This is a genomic window from Demequina silvatica (assembly GCF_000971215.1).
Lineage (GTDB): Bacteria > Actinomycetota > Actinomycetes > Actinomycetales > Demequinaceae > Demequina > Demequina silvatica.
Genome location: NZ_BBMA01000006.1, coordinates 172,219 through 190,189 on the forward strand (window position 1 = coordinate 172,219; position 17,971 = coordinate 190,189).

The 17,971-nt window shown below is 72.0% G+C and carries 19 protein-coding genes and 1 tRNA gene; 3 read left to right on the plus strand and 17 right to left on the minus strand.

What is annotated here, in order from left to right; translation table 11 throughout:
• Position 1: 1 nt before the first annotated feature.
• Entirely contained in the window at positions 2–1,684 is a 1,683-nt protein-coding gene (locus tag AOM05_RS09970; RefSeq protein ID WP_062521786.1) for an ABC1 kinase family protein, read from the minus strand.
• A 38-nt stretch (positions 1,685–1,722) separates the two neighbouring features.
• Positions 1,723–2,274, minus strand: coding sequence for a PadR family transcriptional regulator (locus AOM05_RS09975; RefSeq protein WP_062521789.1), 552 nt, complete (start codon positions 2,272–2,274; stop codon positions 1,723–1,725).
• Between the two features lie 298 nt (positions 2,275–2,572).
• On the opposite strand from AOM05_RS09975, the gene AOM05_RS09980 reads away from it, so the two are divergent.
• Positions 2,573–3,388 carry a M15 family metallopeptidase gene (locus AOM05_RS09980; RefSeq protein ID WP_062521792.1) on the plus strand — a complete coding sequence of 272 codons (816 nt, stop codon included), beginning with the start codon at positions 2,573–2,575 and terminating at the stop codon, positions 3,386–3,388.
• Positions 3,389–3,504: 116 nt separating this feature from the next.
• Here AOM05_RS09980 and AOM05_RS09985 read toward each other — a convergent pair whose 3' ends face one another.
• The 7 genes from AOM05_RS09985 to AOM05_RS14270 all read right to left on the minus strand — a co-directional run bounded on the left by AOM05_RS09985 (position 3,505) and on the right by AOM05_RS14270 (position 8,889).
• Complete coding sequence (locus AOM05_RS09985) at positions 3,505–3,990, minus strand: hypothetical protein (protein WP_062521794.1); 486 nt, start codon at positions 3,988–3,990, stop codon at positions 3,505–3,507.
• Positions 3,991–4,205: 215 nt separating this feature from the next.
• Positions 4,206–4,772, minus strand: a complete 567-nt coding sequence (locus AOM05_RS09990; protein WP_062521796.1) for a manganese efflux pump MntP — start codon at positions 4,770–4,772, stop codon at positions 4,206–4,208.
• Positions 4,773–4,952: 180 nt separating this feature from the next.
• Positions 4,953–5,025: transfer RNA gene (locus AOM05_RS09995), tRNA-Thr, on the minus strand.
• 70 nt (positions 5,026–5,095) lie between these two features.
• Positions 5,096–6,631 (minus strand): alpha/beta hydrolase, encoded by a 1,536-nt coding sequence (locus AOM05_RS10000; RefSeq protein WP_062521798.1) that lies wholly within the window; start codon positions 6,629–6,631, stop codon positions 5,096–5,098.
• Between the two features lie 9 nt (positions 6,632–6,640).
• The gene (locus tag AOM05_RS10005; RefSeq protein ID WP_062522028.1) at positions 6,641–7,789 is read right to left on the minus strand and encodes a DNA polymerase III subunit delta'; all 1,149 of its coding nucleotides are present in this window, start codon (positions 7,787–7,789) and stop codon (positions 6,641–6,643) included.
• The gene (tmk, locus tag AOM05_RS10010) at positions 7,786–8,439 is read right to left on the minus strand and encodes a dTMP kinase (RefSeq protein ID WP_062521800.1); all 654 of its coding nucleotides are present in this window, start codon (positions 8,437–8,439) and stop codon (positions 7,786–7,788) included. Before tmk ends, AOM05_RS10005 begins: the two co-directional genes overlap by 4 nt.
• Before the next feature lie 72 nt (positions 8,440–8,511).
• On the minus strand, positions 8,512–8,889 hold the full coding sequence (locus AOM05_RS14270) for a hypothetical protein (RefSeq protein ID WP_156165147.1): 378 nt from the start codon (positions 8,887–8,889) through the stop codon (positions 8,512–8,514).
• Between AOM05_RS14270 and AOM05_RS10015 the strand changes: the two genes are divergently transcribed.
• On the plus strand, positions 8,882–9,439 hold the full coding sequence (locus AOM05_RS10015; RefSeq protein ID WP_156165148.1) for a hypothetical protein: 558 nt from the start codon (positions 8,882–8,884) through the stop codon (positions 9,437–9,439). The genes AOM05_RS14270 and AOM05_RS10015 overlap by 8 nt on opposite strands.
• A gap of 69 nt (positions 9,440–9,508) precedes the next feature.
• Here the strand turns inward: AOM05_RS10015 and AOM05_RS10020 are convergent, their stop codons facing one another.
• The 8 genes from AOM05_RS10020 to topA all read right to left on the minus strand — a co-directional run bounded on the left by AOM05_RS10020 (position 9,509) and on the right by topA (position 16,838).
• The gene (locus AOM05_RS10020; RefSeq protein ID WP_062521802.1) at positions 9,509–10,504 is read right to left on the minus strand and encodes a Gfo/Idh/MocA family protein; all 996 of its coding nucleotides are present in this window, start codon (positions 10,502–10,504) and stop codon (positions 9,509–9,511) included.
• Positions 10,505–10,538: 34 nt separating this feature from the next.
• Positions 10,539–11,237, minus strand: coding sequence for an ankyrin repeat domain-containing protein (locus AOM05_RS10025; RefSeq protein WP_082097438.1), 699 nt, complete (start codon positions 11,235–11,237; stop codon positions 10,539–10,541).
• On the minus strand, positions 11,234–12,034 hold the full coding sequence (locus AOM05_RS10030; protein ID WP_062521805.1) for an ankyrin repeat domain-containing protein: 801 nt from the start codon (positions 12,032–12,034) through the stop codon (positions 11,234–11,236). The genes AOM05_RS10025 and AOM05_RS10030 overlap by 4 nt, the downstream gene beginning before the upstream one ends.
• Positions 12,034–12,570, minus strand: coding sequence for an RNA polymerase sigma factor (locus tag AOM05_RS10035; protein ID WP_062521807.1), 537 nt, complete (start codon positions 12,568–12,570; stop codon positions 12,034–12,036). The genes AOM05_RS10030 and AOM05_RS10035 overlap by 1 nt, the downstream gene beginning before the upstream one ends.
• Before the next feature lie 39 nt (positions 12,571–12,609).
• The gene (locus AOM05_RS10040) at positions 12,610–13,272 is read right to left on the minus strand and encodes an ankyrin repeat domain-containing protein (protein ID WP_062521809.1); all 663 of its coding nucleotides are present in this window, start codon (positions 13,270–13,272) and stop codon (positions 12,610–12,612) included.
• Positions 13,273–13,436: 164 nt separating this feature from the next.
• A complete protein-coding gene (locus tag AOM05_RS10045) occupies positions 13,437–13,901 on the minus strand; it encodes a sigma-70 region 4 domain-containing protein (RefSeq protein WP_062521811.1) in 465 nt (154 codons plus the stop codon).
• 66 nt (positions 13,902–13,967) lie between these two features.
• Entirely contained in the window at positions 13,968–14,186 is a 219-nt protein-coding gene (locus AOM05_RS10050) for a hypothetical protein (RefSeq protein WP_062521813.1), read from the minus strand.
• 3 nt (positions 14,187–14,189) lie between these two features.
• Positions 14,190–16,838 carry a type I DNA topoisomerase gene (gene topA / locus AOM05_RS10055; RefSeq protein WP_062521815.1) on the minus strand — a complete coding sequence of 883 codons (2,649 nt, stop codon included), beginning with the start codon at positions 16,836–16,838 and terminating at the stop codon, positions 14,190–14,192.
• 178 nt (positions 16,839–17,016) lie between these two features.
• Between topA and AOM05_RS10060 the strand changes: the two genes are divergently transcribed.
• Positions 17,017–17,871 (plus strand): inositol monophosphatase family protein, encoded by an 855-nt coding sequence (locus AOM05_RS10060; RefSeq protein ID WP_062521817.1) that lies wholly within the window; start codon positions 17,017–17,019, stop codon positions 17,869–17,871.
• Positions 17,872–17,971: the final 100 nt, after the last annotated feature.

Genomic DNA, 17,971 nt, shown 5'->3' on the forward strand with positions numbered 1-17,971 from the left:
CTCAGCGATCGTGCCGGCGCCCGAAGATCACGTGCAGCAGCGGCACCACCGAGGCGACCATGAGCGCGATGCCCGTGCCCGGGTCGTCGGCGTGCAGGCGGGCGCCCGCGATCAGCATCGCGGCGAAGATCAGCGCGGACACCAGGCGTCGCGCCGTGTGCTCGAGGCGCCCGAACGTGTCCTCGAGCTTGGGCGCGTTGATCGACAGCTTGCCGTCCTCGATGGTGGTGAGCACGCCGTCGAGCCGCTTGGGCAGGTGCCACGCGACCTGCGCGTTCTCCCGCAGCTGGCCGCCCAGGTCGCCCAGCACGTTGCCCGCCTCGCTGCGCAGCAGCTGCGTCGCGTACGGCTCGACCGAGTCCCACACGTTGTAGCGCGGGTCGAGCGACGTCGACAGCCCCGACGTGAGCGACAGCGCGCGGATGATGAGCAGGAAGTTCTCGGGCAGCTGGAACGGCAGCGTGAGCATGACGTCGCTGAACTCGAGCGCGAAGTCGCGGAACTCGCGCGGGTCCAGCTCGCGCAGCTCCGCGAAGCCCATCCCGCCGAACCGCGCGAACACCTGCGTGAGGACGCGCTCCAGCTCCTTGGTGTCCGCGGAGGGCAGCAGGACGCCCGCATCGTGCATCGCGACCACCATGCCGCGGCCGTCGCGCGCGGCCGCCGCGATGATGAGCTTGCGCAGGCTCGCACGCAGACGGTCGGGGACGTCGCCCATCATCCCGAAGTCGACGAACGTGAGCGTCCATGCGGGGGCGTCCCCGTCGCCGCCCGCCCGCGGCGTGACGAAGATGTTGCCCGGGTGCGGGTCCGCGTGGAAGAACCCGTGCACGAACAGCTGGTCCAGCATCACCTCCGCGAACACCTTCGCGACCGTGCGCGGCTCGATGCCCGCGGCGCGGATCGCGTCGACGTCGGTGATCTTGATCGCGGTGACGTCCTCGAGCGTGAGCACGCGTCGCGTGGTGCGCTCCCACACGATCGCGGGGACGCGCACGCGCGGATCCTCCGCGAAGGACGCCGCGAAGGCCTCCGCGTTCTGCGCCTCGTGGAGGTAGTCGATCTCCTCGAGGCTGGTCGCGGCGAACTCCTCGATCAGGCCCGGCATGTCGACCCGGTGCGACACCACCCGCAGGCGGCTGAGCCACGCGCCCACGCGCCGCAGCGCGGACAGGTCCACGGCCACGATGTCCGCGATGCCGGGCCGCTGCACCTTCACCACCACCTGGGCGAAGCCCACGTCGGTGGCGAGGGACGATGCGAGGGTCGCCCGATGCGCCTGGCCCAAGGAGGCGGCGGCGACGGGGGTGGGGTCGAAGCTCGCGTAGACCTGGGCGAGGGGAACGCCCAGCTCGGCCTCCGCGAGGGCCTGGATCTGCGCGAACGGGACGGCGGGGACCTCGTCCTGCAGGTCCTCGAGCTCCTTGGTGATCTCCGGCGGGAGCACGTCGAGGCGCGTCGACATGAACTGGCCCAGCTTGATCATGAGACCGCCCAGGTCCACCGCGAGCACGCGGAAGCGGCTCGCGAAGCGGTGCATCCGGGCCGCGCGGGTGCGCTCCGTGACCCGGCGGAAGCCGACCCTCGGGATGATCAGCTCGAACCACCAGATCGCGATGAGGTGGCGCGCGGCGAAGCGCAAGATGCGGCGGTAGCGCGCGCGGCCGTGCAGGACGTCGGGCATCAGCTCTCCTCGATCCCCGACGGCCTGACGGCGTCCGGTCAGCCCTCGGCGAGGATCGAGTAGATCTTACGTCGCGCCTGGTCGAGCACCTCGACCGCCTGCTCCTGCTGGGCCGGCGAGCCGGAGCGGCCCACCTGCGCGACGGCCTGCGCGAGGTCGAAGCCCGCCTTCGAGAGCGGGCCCACGCGGCCGCCCTCCTTGGGCTCGGTCGGGGCCCAGGGCGCGTCCTTGGCCGCGGCCGCGGCCTCGTCCTTGGCTGCCTCGGTGAGCGAGTACACCTTGCGGTCGTTGGCCATCTCCGCGGTGACCAGGCCCTCGTCCGCGAGGAGCTGGAGCGTCGGGTAGACGGACCCGGCGCTGGGCTTCCACCGGCCGCCGGTGCGCTCCTCGATCTGGCGGATGATCTGGTAGCCGTGCATGGGCTCCTCGGCCAGCAGGGCGAGCACGGCGGCGCGGACGTCGCCGCGGCCCATGCGCGAGCCCACCTTCTTCTCGAAGCCCGAGCGCAGCTGGTCGAACGCGTCCCACATGGCGTCCATCGCCTCGCCCGCGGTGGGCGGGGTGAAGCTCTTGCCGCTGGTGCCGGTCATGGCGTGCCTCCTCTGCTTCGCCGTCCGGCCGGTGACGGGCGAACGACTGTGAGCGATACATCGTTCAGTGTCGCTCGGAAGCCGCGGATGCGCAAGGGGTGGGGGCGAGCGCGGGCGTGCCACCCGGACCGGGCGTACGCTGGATCGCATCCGTTCCCGCGCAAGGCGCGTCCCGTCCGGACCGGCCCCACGGCAACCCAGCCGCCGCCCACCCCGGCGTCACGACCGGTCCCCGGCCCCCGCATCGTCGCTACGCAGGACGGTGTTCGCGACAGTCCCTCCGCCCGGAGGCGCAGCGATGGCGATCGTCCGTTCATCGGAGCTGAACATCACGCTCGAGGCGCGCTCGCTCGGCGCGTTCACGCGCGCGGTCGCGGCGGGGTGTCCGCGCGACGTGAACTCGTCTTGGCGGGATCCCGAGATCCAGCGCGAGCTGTTCGAGGACAGCTACACCTCGGATTTCGGGGCGTCCGCGAAGTTCGATCAGCGGACCTGGAACGGCGTGCCGCACTGGCGCCGGGTCGCGAAGAGGTCCGGCGGGCCCACCGTCTCAGTGGCGGTGCCGGGCACGTCGCTGCACGAGGACGGGCTCGCGCTCGACCTGGGCGAGCAGTCGCGGGTGTGGATGGCGGCGCACCCCACGTTCGGATGGATCAACCCCGCCTGGGCGAAGAGCGCGTCGACGCTCGAGCCCTGGCACTACGAGTACTCGGCGACGGCCGACGCGCATGAGGAGGACGACATGCCTCTCACCAAGGAGGACCTGGCGGCGCTGCGCGCGCTGATCCGCGAGGAGGTGCCCGGCGCCGTGTGGAGCGCCGAGTACGAGCTCACCGACTTCGAGCGCAGTGTGCTCGACCTCGACTGGAAGTCCGTGTCCTCGGGCTACCTGCAGCGTCGCGGAGGGATCGCGTCCGTACGCGCGGCCTCGGCGGCGTTCCAGGCGCAGAAGAGCGCTCAGCGGAGCCAGGCGATCGCGACCGCGTCCAAGGCCGTGGTCGACAAGCTCAAGGCCGAGGGCGTCGAGGTGGACACCACCGCGATCGAGAAGATCATCAAGAAGGCGCTCGACGACATCGAGGTGACGGTGAACGTCGAGACCGGGAAGAAGTAGGCGGCACCCCCGCCCCTGGGAACGCGAAAGCGGCCCCTCCAGAAGGAGGGGCCGCTCGCCACAGCCGTGATCGCCCTGCCAGGCGGATCAGCCGCGAGAAACCTTGCGGTCAGTGCTTACTTGCACTTGAGGCTGAGGTTGGTGAAGGTCACCGTGCCGGCCTTCTTGTTCGGCTTCGCCTTGTTCGCCGAGAACGTGATCTTGGTGCCCGGCTTGGCCCAGACCTGCTTGGTGCCGCTGACCTTCGCGAACTTGGTGGCCTGGTTGCCGGACTTGGTCGACATGCCCCAGTAGATGCTCGAGCTCTTGATGCCCGAGTAGTTCACGTCCGCCCACTTGATGGCGACGCAGCCCTTGGGCACGGTGATCGAGAGCGAGAGGGTCTTGCCGGTGCCCACGCGGCTGATCGCGACGTGGCGCGGACGCGGGTCCACCGAGGTGGCGTACGAGCGCGTGACGTTGGACATCGAGACGCTCGAGACCTTGTCGATCTGCTTCCACGTCGCTGAGCCCGGCGCGGCCTGCGACGCGGGCGCGATGGCGATGGTCATGAGAACGGCGGCGCCAACGGCGGCCAGCTTCATCCCCAGCTTGGTCTTCATCATTCCTCCCAGAAAGATTGCACGTTGGCACGTGATGCAGAGCAAGGATGCCACGGTTTCCAGGGGTCACTCGACCGGATGGCGCACATATTGCTCACTTGTTCGTGAGATTTAACACGCTGGCCACATTGGCGGCGGAGAAGGCGGGACAAACCGGTCATTCGGGCTCGGCGGAGCGCGCCGCGGCTCACGGTGTCGGCCGCCACGTCAGCAGATCACGCGCTGAGGTGCTCGATCAGGATCTGCACGCCGATCACGATCAGCACCACCCCGCCCAGGATCTCCGCGGGCCGGCGGAACCGCGTCCCGATGCGGTGACCCACCAGCACCGCGACGAACGACAGCGCGAACGTCACCACGCCGATCGCGAGGACCGCGATCCACAGCGAGACATCGATGAACGCGAAGCTCACGCCCACCGCAAGAGCGTCGATGCTCGTGGCGACCGCGAGGACCACCACCTCGTGCGCGGAGAACGCGTCCTCCGGCTCGGGCGCCTCCGGATCATCGGGCGTGAGCGCCTCCCACAGCATCTTGCCGCCCACCAGGGCGAGCAGCCCGAACGCGACCCAGTGGTCGTACGCGGCGATCGCATCGGCGAAGGCGCTGCCGAGCGCCCACCCGATCACGGGCATGACCGCCTGCGCGAACCCGAACGCGAGACCCAGGATCAGCGCGCCCCGCACCACGTGTGCGCGCAGCTGAAGACCCTTGCCGAGCGCCACCGCGAACGCGTCCGCGGACACGCCGACGGCGAGCGCGAGCATGGTCAGGGTGGTCATGGGCGGGGCGTCTCCTCACGGTGCGATCGCGACCAGGGGCGACGTCGACACCGGAACGCCGGCCCCAGGATCTCGCCGGGACCGCGCGCCTACTTTACCTGGATGGCCGCGGGACGATGCGGTGGTCCCGGAACGCGAAAAGACCCGGCCCCCGCACGGGGGACCGGGCCTCTCACAACGAGCCGCCTGTGGGAATCGAACCCACGACCTATTCATTACGAGTGAATCGCTCTGCCGACTGAGCTAAGGCGGCGTGCGCCCCTGCGAGAATCCCGCGCGAACGCATCCACGCCCCGGAGGGCACGGAAAGACATGATAGCGCCTCAGCAGCGCAATCCTGAAACCGGCATCTCGCCGTCCACCAGGTACCCGTCGACCGCGTCGATCACGCACGAGTTGGAGCGTCCGTACGCGGTGTGGCCCTCGCCCTCGTACGTGAGGAGGGTGGATCCGGCGAGCTGCTCGCTGAGCGATTCCGCCCACGCGTAGGGCGTGGCGGGGTCCTGCGTGGTGCCGATGACCAGGATGGGCGCGGCGCCGTCGGCGGCGTCCAGCGAGGTGACCCGCTCCGAGCCCTGCCACGGCCAGCCGTCGCAGCCCAGCGAGGACGCGAACCACCAGCCGAACGTGGGCGAGGCCTCCTCCATCTGCGTCCGGAAGGCGTCCAGCGAGTCCACGGTGAACGGCTCGACCGTCCCGCCGTCGAGGCAGCCGATCGCGGTGAAGGCCCACTGCGAGTTCGACAGGTACTCGCCGGTGCTCGGGTCCTTGTCCAGGTAGAAGCCGGCCAGCTGGTAGAAGATGTCCGCGGTGCCGCGGTTGATGACCTCGTCGAGGCCGGCCTGGAGGTACGGCCAGGATCCCTCGTCGTACATGGTGATCACCATGCCGTAGACCATGATGTTGCCGTTGACGGGGTCGCCGTCGAGCGACTCGTAGCCCTGGTCGCGGGCCTGCAGCGTGATGTCCTCGACCTGCTGACGCGCGGCCTCGCGGTCGCCCGTGAGCGGGCAGTCGGCCTGCTCCTGGCACCAGTCGATGAAGTTCATGAGCGAGCCCTCGAAGCCGCGCGCCTGGCCCGCGGCCTGCTCCTCCATGGGCAGCGTGAAGTCGACGGCGCCGTCGAGCACCATGCGGCCCACGTTCTCCGGGTACAGCTCCGCGTACGTCGCGCCCAGCTGGGTGCCGTACGAGTACCCCAGGTAGTGCAGCTCGCTGTCGCCCATGAGCGCGCGGATCACGTCCATGTCGCGCGCCGCGGAGGACGTGTCGACGTTCTCCACGAGCGGCCCGCTCTGCTCGCGGCAGCCCTCCGCGAAGTCGACGTTCGCCTGACGGGCGTCCGCGATGGCGGCGTCCGTGTCCAGGGTGAGGTCCGTGAGGTAGTACGCGTCGATCACGTCCGCGTCGCCGCACGCGAGGGGGCTCGACTCCCCCACGCCGCGCGGGTCGAAGCCCACCACGTCGTAGGCGGCCAGCAGGTCCTCGCCCGCCATCGCGACGAACGACTCGGTGAGATCCAGCCCGCTCCCGCCCGGCCCGCCGGGGTTGATCACGAGGCTGCCGATGCGCGCGTCCTGATCGGTGGCGCGCGCGCGGTTGATCGCGAGGTCGACGGTCTCGCCGTCGGGGTCCTCCCAGTCGAGCGGCACCTGGATGGTCGCGCACTCGAGTTCGCCGCACTCCTCCCAGGACACCTCCTGCGAGTACACGGCCGGCTCCCCTGCCTCCCCGGTGCCCGAGGTCGAACCGGACGTGGGCGCGGGGGTGATCGGGGCATCGTCCTCCGTGGCGGTGCAGCCCACCAGCAGGGACGATGCGGCGGCCAGGGCGATCACTGCGGTGAGGGGGCGTCTCATGTCGCCACCCTAACGACGGCCGGCGGTGGGCGGGCGCAGGTCCAGCGCCATCGCTTCGAGCGCGAGCAGCGGCGCCACGTTGCCGGCGAGCCGCTCGCGCGCGGTGGCGAGCGCGTCGAGGCAGCGCATGGTGTCCGCGAGCGTGGTGCGGGCCGCGAGGTCGCGCACGTGCCCCTCGTGGGCGAGGTTGACCATGCGCACCGAGGCGCCGGTCTGGGCGACGGCGACGTCGCGGTAGAGCGACATGAGGTCCGTGATCGCGCGGTCGAGCACGTCACGCTTGTGCCGGGTGGCGCGCCGCTTCTGGTCCTCCTCGAGCTGACGCAGCTGGGCGCGCAGCGCGGGCGGGATGCGGCCGCCGTCCTCGACGCCGAGCGTGGTCATGAGCTCCGCACGCTCCTCCGCGTCGCGCTCCTCGGTGGCGGCCTTCGCGTCCGTGTCCGCGACCTCGACCAGGTCCGCGGCGGCGAAGATCGCGTCCCCGACGCCGCGGATGTCCGTGGCGAGCGCGAGCACCTGGTCGCGACGGGCGCGCGCCTCGGGGTTGCGGGCGAGGCGGCGCGCGACGCCGATGTGGCTCTGGGCGGCGAGCGCGCACTCGAGCGCGAGCCCCGGCTCGATCCCGTCGCGCGAGACCAGCAGCGCGGCGACGTCGTCGGGGTCGGGGGTGCGCAGGCCGACTATCCGGCAGCGGCTACGGATGGTGACCGCGACGTCCTGCGGGCTGGGCGCGCACAGCACCCACACGGTGCGTGGGGGCGGCTCCTCGATGGACTTGAGGAGCACGTTGGAGGTGCGCTCGGTCATGCGATCCGCGTCCTCGACCACGATCACGCGCCAGCGTCCCTGGCTGGGCGACGTGGCCGCGAGGCCGATGAGGTCGCGGACCTCGTCGATCGAGATGGTGACCTTCTCCGTCGCGATCAGGGTGACGTCCGCGTGCGTGCCCGCGATCGCGGTGGTGCAGGCGCGGCACTCGCCGCACCCGCCCCTCTCGCACTGCAGGGCCGCGGCGAAGGCCCGCGCGGCGTACGAGCGGCCGGATCCCGGCGGCCCCGTGATCAGCCACGCGTGGGTCATCGAGCCCGGGTCGTCGATCGCGGCGCGCAGCGGCCCGATCGCGTGCCCCTGCCCGACGACCGACTCCCACACGGTCACGGCGTCCCCCACGGCTCGACCGGCAGCCCGTCGCGGCGACCCATCGCGCGCTCCACGGCCTCGACCACCGAGGCGTGGACGGCCTCGACGGGTCGCGCCGCGTCGACCACGGCGTAGCGGCCCGGCGCCAGCGCGGCGCGCTCGAGGAACGCGGCGCGCATCTGGGCGGCCTTGGCGATGGTCTCGCGCTCCACACGGTCCAGGTCGCGGCTCATGCGCGACGCGTCGGGCTCCATGTCGAGCACCACGGTCACGTCCGGCAGCAGGCCCTCGGTGGCCCAACGCGAGATCCGCTCGACCTCGTCACCGAGCCCGCGGGCCCCGCCCTGGTAGACCACCGACGAGTCGAGGTAGCGGTCCTGCAGCACCACCGCGCCCGCCTCGAGCGCCGGCCGCACGAGCGTGGCGATGTGATGGGCGCGATCCGCGGCGTAGAGGAGCGCCTCCGCGCGGGGCGCGACGTGGTCGCCGTGCATGATCGCCTGGCGCAGCTCGACCCCGAGCGGGGTGCCGCCCGGCTCGCGCGTGGTGAGCACCTCGCGCGACCCGCCCGCGGCGGAGCGCAGGTGCGCGGCGAGCAGCTCGACCTGCGTGGTCTTGCCCACGCCGTCCGCGCCCTCGAACACCACCCAGAACCCCGGATAAGCCATGGGAAGAATCTACCGGGAGCCCCCGACAACGCCGCCCACGGGACGATGCGCCGGTCGCCGGTGAGATTTGCGTCACCCGGTGCTGGTGGTCGGGTCCGCGGCGCGGTACATTGCCTTCGCCCGGCACCCCATCTGAGCAGGTGTTCTCGGGCTCTTGTCATCTCTGAGGGGAGATCGCGTGAACCAGCGCATCAGCGCGGCGGCCGGTGCGGCCGTCGTCACCGCCGCCCTGCTCGCCACCGCGAGCGCCGCGGCAGCCGAGGACGCCTCGCCGTCGCCGTCGCCGTCCGTGTCCGTCTCGCCCTCGGCGTCCCCCGCGCCGAGCGTCTCGCCCGAGCCCAGCGTCTCGCCGGAGCCGTCGGTGACGCCCGACCCGGAGCCCGCGCCCGAGATCCACGCGATGGTCATGGCGATGCTCGCCTCGCCCGCGCCGGAGATGGCGATGTCCATGTACTTCGTCGACGACGTGATCGTGGGCGATGGTCCGGAGCTCACCGCGGCGGACATCGACCCCGACTTCGCCGACATCCTGGGCGGGGACATGTGCGGTGAGCTGACGATCGACGTCGACCACGCCGCCGGCCTCGTCACCGTGACGGGCGCGGGAGACGGCTGCGCCGTGAGCCTCGCGGGCGTCATGGTGTTCTTCCTCAACGGGCCGGTGGTGGAGGACGTCACGATGGTGAGCGACGGGCTCTTCGGCGGCGTCGACTTCTTCCAGGAGTTCAACGCGGACTGGCAGTTCGGTTTCGACGCGGGATGGGGCGACCCCGCCTGGTTCGGACTCGACTCCACCGGCCTGCCCACGGCGAGCGAGATCATCGGCGGCACGTCGGTGCTGTCGCTCACGTACGGCGACACCCTGATCGAGGACATCGCCTGGGGCTCCGGGTCCGAGGGCCCCGACGTCGACGACGTCATCGAGGACGTCATCGAGGAGACCGCCGTCGCCGCCGGAGCGGCCGCGCCCGCGGCAGCGACGCCCGGCTACACCGGCTGAACCCTCGACCACGCGACGATGCGCCGGTCACCCGACCGGCGCATCGTCCCTGGTGAGGCCGCGGGTGGGTTACAGCTCGTTGGGGTAGCGCAGGCCCACCTGCATGCGGACCTCGTCGAGGATCTCCATGATCTCGATGGACTGGTCGAGCGTGAGCAGCGCGCTCTCCTTGTCGCCGGCGTGGATGCGGCGCGCGACCTCGGCGGCCTCGAACTGGAAGCCGTTGGGCACGTCGCCGTCGTAGGTCCAGGAGGTGCCGTCGAGGCGCTTCACCGTGAAGGACGTGGGCGCGTAGAAGGTGTCCTGCACCTCGATGCGGCCCTCGGTGCCGCCGATCAGCGCCATGCACGGCGTCTTCGCCTCCATGGTGGTGGTGAGGCTGGCCTGCGCGGTCGCGTAGTCGAAGATCATCGACACCTGGCCGTCGACGCCGGTCTCGCGGAGGCGGCCGGTCGCGGTGATCTTGTCGGGGACGCCCAGGAGGTCGTGCGCGAAGGCGACCGGGTAGACGCCCAGGTCCAGGAGCGCGCCGCCCGCGAGCGCGGGGTTCCACATGCGCTCGACGTGGGTGAGGAGCTGGCCGTGGTCGGCCTGCACGGACACCACGTCGCCGATCTCGCCGCGCGCGATCGCCTCCCGCAGCGCGTACACGTGCGGCAGGTGGCGGGTCCACATGGCCTCCATGAGGAACACGCCCTTCGCGCGGGCCGCTGCGACCACCTCGCGCGCCTGGTTGGCGTTCTGCGTGAACGCCTTCTCGCACAGCACGTTCTTGCCGGCCGCGATGGCCATGAGCGCATGCTCGTGGTGGTGGCTGTGCGGCGTCGCGACGTAGACCACGTCGATGTCCGGGTCAGCGAGAAGCTCCTCGTAGGAGCCGTACGCGGTCGGGATCCCGGCCTCGTCGGCGAAGGCCTGGGCCCTCGCCTGGTCGCGCGAGCCCACGGCGATCACCGTCGACGCGGTGTAATGCGTGACGGCGTCGGCGAGCTTGCGGGCGATGCCCCCGGCGCCGAGGATTCCCCAACGGACGGCGGGCGCGGACATGGGCAGCGGTGCACTCATGCAGCCAGCATATGGGGGACGATGCGCTGGTTGGCTACTCGACGGTCCGCAGGTAGTTCGCGAGTTCCGGCCATTCCCACTCCTCGGCGACCTCCGAGCGCAGCGTCCCGTCCTCCTCGATCGAGGCGACATCCGCTCCGTGCGCGAGGGCCCACGCGATCGCGTCCTCCTCGCCGAAGAACACGGCCCACTGGAGGGGGTCCACACCCCACGTGTTGCCGATGGTCCACGAGGCTCCGGCCTCGAGCAGCGCCCCCGCCGCCTCGGTCGAGCCCGAGGCCATCGCGATCATGAGCGGGGTCATGTCGGCGTCCTGGCCGCCGCCGGCCTCCACGTCGGCGCCCGCGCGGACGAGCGCCGCGACTGTCGCGGCGTCGTCCGAGAGCGCCGCCAGGTGCAGCGGGGTGTCGCCCGCGACGGTCTGGTCGACGCTCGCGCCCGCGTCGAGGAGCAGCTGGACCACGTCCGCATGCCCGTGATGGGCGGCGGCGTGGAGCGGGGAGGCCCACCCCATGATGGCGCCCGCGCTGGCGCCTTCCGCGATCGCCCCCTGGGCGGATGCGACGTCGCCCGTCACCGCGGCGGCCATCAGCCGCTGGTCGGGGGTGAGCGTCGCGGTGTCGGCCGCCGCGATCGACGGCGCGGCGCTCGCGCCGTCGCTCGCCTCCGAACCTCCGGTGCATCCCGCCAGTACCAGCGCCGCGAGCGCGGCCGCCATCATCCTGAGCCTCATGACGCCTCCCGTGCGGCCTCGACAGCCGCGATCGCGCGTGCGCTGCCGACCTCGCGCACGTAGTCGATGAGCGGCCCCTCATCGATGGTGACGTCGGGATCGGCGCCCAGATCGAGCAGCAGCTCGACACGGTCGTCGAGGCCGTGCAGGGCCGCGTACGCGACAGTGCTCCAGTCCCCGGCACCCTCGAGCGGAGCGCCGGCCGTGACGAGCACGGTGAGCGCCGCATCGTCCGCCTTGTCGACGGCCTGCAGCATCGTCGTGTCGCTCAGACGCGGCGCCGTCGCCGGGTCGACGATCCGCGCGATCACGTCGGCGTCGCACCGCCCGATCGCCACCCGCAGCGCCTCGTCGTCGTAGCGCCACACCGCGTGGACGGTGCGCGGAGCCCCCGCATCCTCGAGGATCTCGAAGGCGGTCACGTCGCAGTTCTCCATGGCGGTCGAGGTGAACGGACGGACGCCCTGATGGTCCAGGTAGACCCCCAGGTCGATGAGCGCGTGCATCATCGCGTAGTCCCGGCGGCCGATCGCTCCGCTCAGCTGCACGTCGAGCGGATCCTCGGTGATCCGGACCGGCGTCTCCGTCTGCGCGGGCTCGACGGCGTCGGCGCCCCGGACGGCGGTCACCGCCCAGGCGCCCAGAGCGAGCGCGGGGATCAGGATCGCTACGCCGGCCGCCGCCCGACGGCGACGTGCGCGCGCGATCCCGGCCAGCGCGGGTGCGGGCCCGGCGGCCTCGACCCTGGCGGCCATCCGCACACCGTGCTCGGCGGCGGCTGCGGCGAGATCGTCCATCATCGCGTCCGTCCCTTCGCCACGCGGACGGCGACGCCCGCGGTATCCGTCTCGTCGGGGCGCAGCCAGGTGCCCAACCGTTCCCGCGCGGTGTGGAGGTACTTCTTGACGGCTCCTTCGGTGACCCCCATCCGGGCGGCGACCTCGGCCGTCGTCAGGTCGTCGGAGTAGCGCAGCGCGACCGCGACCCTCACGCGGGGCGGCAGCTCCCGCAGCGCACGCGCCACCTCGTCCTCACCGACCACATCGTCCTCGAGACGCACCGCGCCCAGCGAGACCTGGGACGGCATCACCCGGCGCCAACGCGTGGCGCGACGTCCCGCATCGATGACGAGCGTGCGCATCGCGGCGCGGACGTACGCCTCGGCAGAGGCCGCGTCCTCGAGCCGGCGATGCCTGCCGAACGTCTTCACGATCGCCGCCTGCACCACCTCCTCGCCCTCGGATTCGGACCCGGTGAGCAGGAAGCCGTACGCGCACAGGCGCGGGATCGCGGTGCGGTACAGCTCCTCGACCACGCGGGTGGTGTCGCCCATGTCGTCCCCCCTCCACCCCTAGAACGCCGACCCCTGCGCCTAGGGTTGCGTCCCCTGCCCGGTGCCGCCACCGGCGGCGGTGCCCGCGAGGGCCTCGAGCAGGTGCGACAGGCGGGTGCCGTCGGCGGTGCGACGCTCCGGGTCCGCGCCGAGGGCGATGAGCGACCGCGCCACGTCCGCGCGTCCGGCGAGGATGGCGGCCTCGAGCGGGCTGACGCCGCCGGGCTCGTCGATCGGCGACTCGACCGGAAGGCCCAGGTGCGCGAGGGTGCGCACCGCGCCAGGCCCGCCCTCGACCGCCGCGAAGACCATGAGGTGGAGGGGCGGCGTCGCGGTGCGGGTGTCCCGCCACACCTCGCGGACCACCGGCGGCGGGCAGCGGCGGATCGCGGTGGTGAGGGCCACGTCCTGTGCCGCGCGGCCGGCGTCGGCGCTGCGGCGCGCGCCGGCGTCGGTGAGGCGGCGGAACATGTCCACGTCGCAGCCGTCGATCGCGAGCCGCACCGCCTCCGTGGGTCTGCCGGCCTCGAGCGCCGTGAGAGCGCCGTCCCCGATCAGGGCCGCGACCGCCTCGTGGTCGCCCGCGATGATCGCGGCCGCGAGGCGCTGCTCGGGCGGCTCCGGAGGGTCGACCAGCCGGACGACGGCGGCCGCCCCGACGAGCACGAGCAGCACCACGAACCCCGCCGTGGCGAACTGCACGACCCGCCACCGCGCCCTGGCCCGACCCTGCGTCCCGGCGAGGGCACGGGAGGCTCGCCCGCGCATCGTCCGCTGTGCCGCCGCTGCCGCGAGCGTGAGCCTCTCCCCCACGCTCGCGAGCGTGCTCTCTGGCTCGGGGGGACGGCCGGCCATCGCGCGCCCGGCTAGGAGGTCCCCCCTCGCGGGCGCCGGGGGCGGATCACGATGTCGACCTCGTCGACAGCGTCCTCCGCGCGGCCGCCGAGCGCGACCAGCGCGTCGCCGAGCGCGGCGTCCACGGCGCGTGCCGGCAGGCCGAGCGCGATGCCGATCTCGCTGCCGCCGAGCCCGTCGACGTGGCGCAGCACCAGCACGGTGCGCTGCCGCGGCGTCAGGGTGCCGAGCCTCGCGATGGTGCTGGTCGGGGCGCCGAGCCCGTGGTGCCGGTGGTGATGGTGGAGGTGGCGTTGCGCGAGCGCGGCACGGATCTCCGATTCGACCGCTCCGTCGCGCGGGTGCAGGCGCGCGGCGCGTGCGGCGGCCTCGCGGAGCAGGCGCTCGGCGGCTGCGCGGGAGCCTTCGAGCAGGTACGCGTCCGCCCCGAGGCGCGCGATGGCGTCATCAGAGAGCTGCGCGACGGTGCCGCTCATGGAGACCCCCTCCGAGATTCAAGAGTCTCGCTCTCGGAGCGCGCGCGCAAACGGGGCGACGGGGCCTTAGAGATCCCCCTGCTTGGGCCCGTACCGCCCGCCGAGGATCCCGCCCAGGAATGCGAGCGCGGCGATGATCGGGACGCTCACGTCGAAGGAGAAGCCGAGCACCGAGACCGATCCCGAGTCGACCGTGAGCACCACGGCACCGACGCCGACCACCAGGCCGAGGTAGCCCAGCCACCTCACGTTGACCGAGCGCTCCGGCTCCGGCTGCTGCGCCATGGGCTACTTCTTCCGGGTGGTGGGCTTCTTGGCGGCGGTGCGGCGGGCCGGCTTCTTGGCCGGGCCCTTGGCGCGCTTCTCCGCGAGCAGCTCGATCGCGCGCTCGGGGGTCACCGACTCGACCGTCTCCGTCTTGGGGATGGTGACGTTGGTGACGCCGTCGGTGATGTAGTCGCCGAACCGGCCCGACTTCGCGACGATCGGCTTGCCCGAGGTCGGGTCCTCGCCGAACTCCTTGAGCGGGGGCGTCGCGGCGCGCCCGCGGCCGCGCTTGGGCTGCGCGTAGATCGCGAGCGCCTCCTCGAGCGTGATGTCGAGCAGCTGCTGCTCGGACTCGATGGTGCGCGAGTCCGTGCCCTTCTTCAGGTAGGGCCCGAAGCGGCCGTTCTGCGCGGTGATCTCCTCGTTGGTGGCGGGGTCCACGCCCACCACGCGCGGCAGCGACATGAGGCGCAGCGCCTGGTCGAGCGTGACCGTCTCGAGCGCCATCGACTTGAACAGGCTCGCGGTCTTGGGGCGGCCCTTGGCGTCCTCGGGCAGCACCTCGGTGACGTACGGGCCGAACCGGCCGGCCTTCGCCACGATCTCGAGGCCGGACTCCGGGTGGGTGCCGAGCACGCGCTCGTCGCCGCCCTGGTTCTGGAGCAGCTCCTCGGCCTTGGCGACCGTGAGCTCGTCGGGGGCGAGCTCGTCGGGCACGGAGGCCGTCTGCTTCTCGCCGTCGACTTCGCGCTCCAGGTAGGGGCCGTACTTGCCGACGCGCAGCGCGATGCCGTCCCCGATCTCGAACGTCGAGTTCGCGCGGGCGTCGATGTCGCCCAGGTCCTCGACCAGGCGCTTGAGGCCCTGGCCGCGGCCGTCCTCGTCCTCGCCGGACCCGAAGTAGAACTCGCTCAGCCAGTCGATGCGGGACAGGTGGCCGCCGGCGATCTTGTCGAGGTCCTCCTCCATGTCCGCCGTGAAGTCGTAGTCGATGAGCCAAGCGAAGTGCTCCTCGAGCAGGCGGATCATCGCGAAGGCGAGCCACGTGGGCACCAGCGCCTGCTTCTCGACGCGGACGTAGCCCTTGTCGATGATGACGTCCACCATGGCGGCGTACGTGGACGGGCGGCCCAGCTTGCGGTCCTCGAGCTCCTTGATCATGGAGCCCTGCGTGAAGCGCGGCGGCGGGGTGGTCGCGTGGGTGAGCGGCTCGATGCCCTCGGCGCCCACCTTCTGGCCCTGCTCGAGGACGGGGAGGCGGGACTCCTTCTCGACCTTGGTCTCGTCCTCCTCGTAGCGCGCCTTGTCGCGCGACTCCTCGTACAGCGCCATGAAGCCGGGCGCGGTGAGGATGGTGCCGGAGGCGGAGAACTCGACCGCGTGGTGCGCGGCCGTGGTCGCGCCGATGCGCACGGTGGACGTGGTGCCCACGGCATCGGCCATCTGCGAGGCGAGCGTGCGCTTCCAGATCATCTCGTACATGCGGAACTCGTCGCCCGTGAGCTCCGCGCGGAGCGAGTCGGGGGTGCGGAAGCTGTCGCCCGCCGGACGGATCGCCTCGTGAGCCTCCTGCGCGTTCGAGTCGGCGGACGCGTAGACGCGCGGGCTGGCCGCGACGGCGTCCGCGCCGTACAGCGCGGTCGCCTGCTTGCGGGCCGCGCGGATCGCCTCGCCGGACAGGCCCGGCGAGTCGGAACGCATGTAGGTGATGTAACCCTTCTGGTACAGCGCCTGCGCCACGCCCATCGCCTGCCGCGCACCCAGTCGCAGCTTGCGGCTCGACTCCTGGATCAGGGTCGAGGTGATGAAGGGCGCCGCGGGGCGGCGCTTGTACGGACGGGAGTCCACCCCGACCACGGAGAACGATGCTTCCGCGAGGCCCGCGGCGAGGGCGCCGGCGAGCGCGGCGTGGACGTGCACGGCCTTGCTGTTGGTGCGGGTGCCGCGGTCGTCGAAGTCCTTGCCGGTCGCGACGCGCTTGCCGTCGACCGTGGTGAGGCGGGCGTCGAAGCTGCGGCCCGCGTCCTTGCCCTCGGTCGCGGTGAACGTGCCCTTGAGGTCCCAGTACTCGGCGGACTGGAACGCCATGCGCTCCCGCTCGCGGTCCACCACCAGGCGCAGCGTCACCGACTGGACGCGGCCGGCGGACAGGCCCGACTGGATCTTGCGCCACAGCACCGGCGAGACCTCGTAGCCGTACAGGCGGTCGAGCAGGCGGCGCGCCTCCTGCGCCTCCACCAGCTCCATGTCCACCTCGCGCGGGTTCTCGAGCGCCCTCGAGATGCCCTCGCGGGTGATCTCGTGGAACGCGAGCCGCTTGACCGGCACCTTGGGCTTGAGGACGTCGAGCAGGTGCCAGGCGATGGCCTCACCCTCGCGGTCCTCATCAGTCGCCAGGTAGAGCTCGTCCGCCTCCTTGAGGCGCTTCTTGATGTCCGCGACGATCTTCTTCTTGTCGGAGTTCACCACGTAGTACGGCTGGAAGCCGCCGTCGATGTCGATCGCGAACTTGCCGATGTCCGACTTCTTGAGCTCCGCCGGCAGGTCCGACCGCTCGGCGAGGTCCCGGATGTGACCCACCGACGACACCACGTCATAGTCGGCACCCAGGTAGCCGCCGATGGTGCGCGACTTGGTGGGCGACTCGACGATCACGAGCTTGCGGGCCATGGAACCTTCTCTCTGGGATTCGCGTCCCGGCGGCTTCCGCCTGCCTGAGACGCACTCAATATACATATGGGCTCAGACACGCCCACCGGGACCTGGGGAGAACGGGACGGGGTGAACGTCCGGTAGCGGCGCATCGTCCCTGCGCAATGCTGTCGGACCGCCGTGGTTCGATGGACGCATGGAGCCCATCCTCGATGCCGCCGCTCGGGCGGCCGTCGGCGAGGCCATGCGCCGCGTCGCGGACGCCGAGATCCGCCCGCGATTCCGGGCGCTCGCCGACCACCACGTCCACCTCAAGGGGCCAGGCGACTACGTCACCGAGGCGGACCTCGAGGCCGAGCGTGCGCTCACGCCGCTGCTGCGCGAGATCCTCGACGTGCCCGTGGTGGGTGAGGAGGCGACCGCGGCGGACCCGTCCGTGGTGGACGTGCTCGCGACCGAGGGCACCGCGTGGACCGTGGACCCGGTGGACGGCACCGCCAACTTCGTGGAGGGCTCGGACACGTACGCCGTGATGGTGGGCCTGGTCGAGGGCGGCGTGCCCGTGGGCGGCTGGATCCTGCAGCCCGAGTTCGGGCGCATGTTCGAGGCGCTGCAGGGCGTGGGAGCGTTCCTGGACGGGCGGTCGCTCGCCGCGGGCGTCGAACGCTCGCGCGGGGACGATGCTCGGGCGGCCTGGGAGGGCAAGGAGCCGCGCGGCGCGGTGTCGGTGAGGTACGCGGCGGACGGCGTGCGCGAGGGGCTGCTCGCGGCGGAGCCCGAGCTGGGCGGCTACGAGGACCTGCGCATGTGCGCCGGCTTCGACTACGCGGACCTGGTCACGCAGCAGGTGGGATTCCTGGTCTACACGCGTGCCAAGCCGTGGGACCACGTGCCTGGCGCGGCGATCGCGGCGGAGGCCGGGTTCACCGTGGGCCGGCTCGACGGGTCGGGATACCGTCCTGCGGTCGAGGTGGGCGCGCCGCTGCTGGCCGCCCGCACGGACCGGTGGGAGTCGATCCGCGAGGTGCTCGCGAGGAACCTGGGGTTGTAGCGGTCTGTGCCGCTGCGCCCACCCGGCGCGCCCCCACCCGGCGCACCCCCACCCGGCGCGCGCTATGGGGTGCTGAGCGTCGGTTCCGCGCGATCCCGGC

Excerpts from the sequence above, each read along its gene's own strand:
- AOM05_RS09970 (WP_062521786.1), bottom strand. The coding sequence starts at position 1,684 with ATGCCCGACGTCCTGCACGGCCGCGCGCGCTACCGCCGCATCTTGCGC.
- AOM05_RS09975 (WP_062521789.1), bottom strand. The coding sequence starts at position 2,274 with ATGACCGGCACCAGCGGCAAGAGCTTCACCCCGCCCACCGCGGGCGAG.
- AOM05_RS09980 (WP_062521792.1), top strand. The coding sequence starts at position 2,573 with ATGGCGATCGTCCGTTCATCGGAGCTGAACATCACGCTCGAGGCGCGC.
- AOM05_RS09985 (WP_062521794.1), bottom strand. The coding sequence starts at position 3,990 with ATGAAGACCAAGCTGGGGATGAAGCTGGCCGCCGTTGGCGCCGCCGTT.
- AOM05_RS09990 (WP_062521796.1), bottom strand. The coding sequence starts at position 4,772 with ATGACCACCCTGACCATGCTCGCGCTCGCCGTCGGCGTGTCCGCGGAC.
- AOM05_RS10000 (WP_062521798.1), bottom strand. The coding sequence starts at position 6,631 with ATGAGACGCCCCCTCACCGCAGTGATCGCCCTGGCCGCCGCATCGTCC.
- tmk (WP_062521800.1), bottom strand. The coding sequence starts at position 8,439 with ATGGCTTATCCGGGGTTCTGGGTGGTGTTCGAGGGCGCGGACGGCGTG.
- AOM05_RS10015 (WP_156165148.1), top strand. The coding sequence starts at position 8,882 with ATGTCCATGTACTTCGTCGACGACGTGATCGTGGGCGATGGTCCGGAG.
- AOM05_RS14270 (WP_156165147.1), bottom strand. The coding sequence starts at position 8,889 with ATGGACATCGCCATCTCCGGCGCGGGCGAGGCGAGCATCGCCATGACC.
- AOM05_RS10020 (WP_062521802.1), bottom strand. The coding sequence starts at position 10,504 with ATGAGTGCACCGCTGCCCATGTCCGCGCCCGCCGTCCGTTGGGGAATC.
- AOM05_RS10025 (WP_082097438.1), bottom strand. The coding sequence starts at position 11,237 with ATGAGGCTCAGGATGATGGCGGCCGCGCTCGCGGCGCTGGTACTGGCG.
- AOM05_RS10030 (WP_062521805.1), bottom strand. The coding sequence starts at position 12,034 with ATGGACGATCTCGCCGCAGCCGCCGCCGAGCACGGTGTGCGGATGGCC.
- AOM05_RS10035 (WP_062521807.1), bottom strand. The coding sequence starts at position 12,570 with ATGGGCGACACCACCCGCGTGGTCGAGGAGCTGTACCGCACCGCGATC.
- AOM05_RS10045 (WP_062521811.1), bottom strand. The coding sequence starts at position 13,901 with ATGAGCGGCACCGTCGCGCAGCTCTCTGATGACGCCATCGCGCGCCTC.
- AOM05_RS10050 (WP_062521813.1), bottom strand. The coding sequence starts at position 14,186 with ATGGCGCAGCAGCCGGAGCCGGAGCGCTCGGTCAACGTGAGGTGGCTG.
- topA (WP_062521815.1), bottom strand. The coding sequence starts at position 16,838 with ATGGCCCGCAAGCTCGTGATCGTCGAGTCGCCCACCAAGTCGCGCACC.
- AOM05_RS10060 (WP_062521817.1), top strand. The coding sequence starts at position 17,017 with ATGGAGCCCATCCTCGATGCCGCCGCTCGGGCGGCCGTCGGCGAGGCC.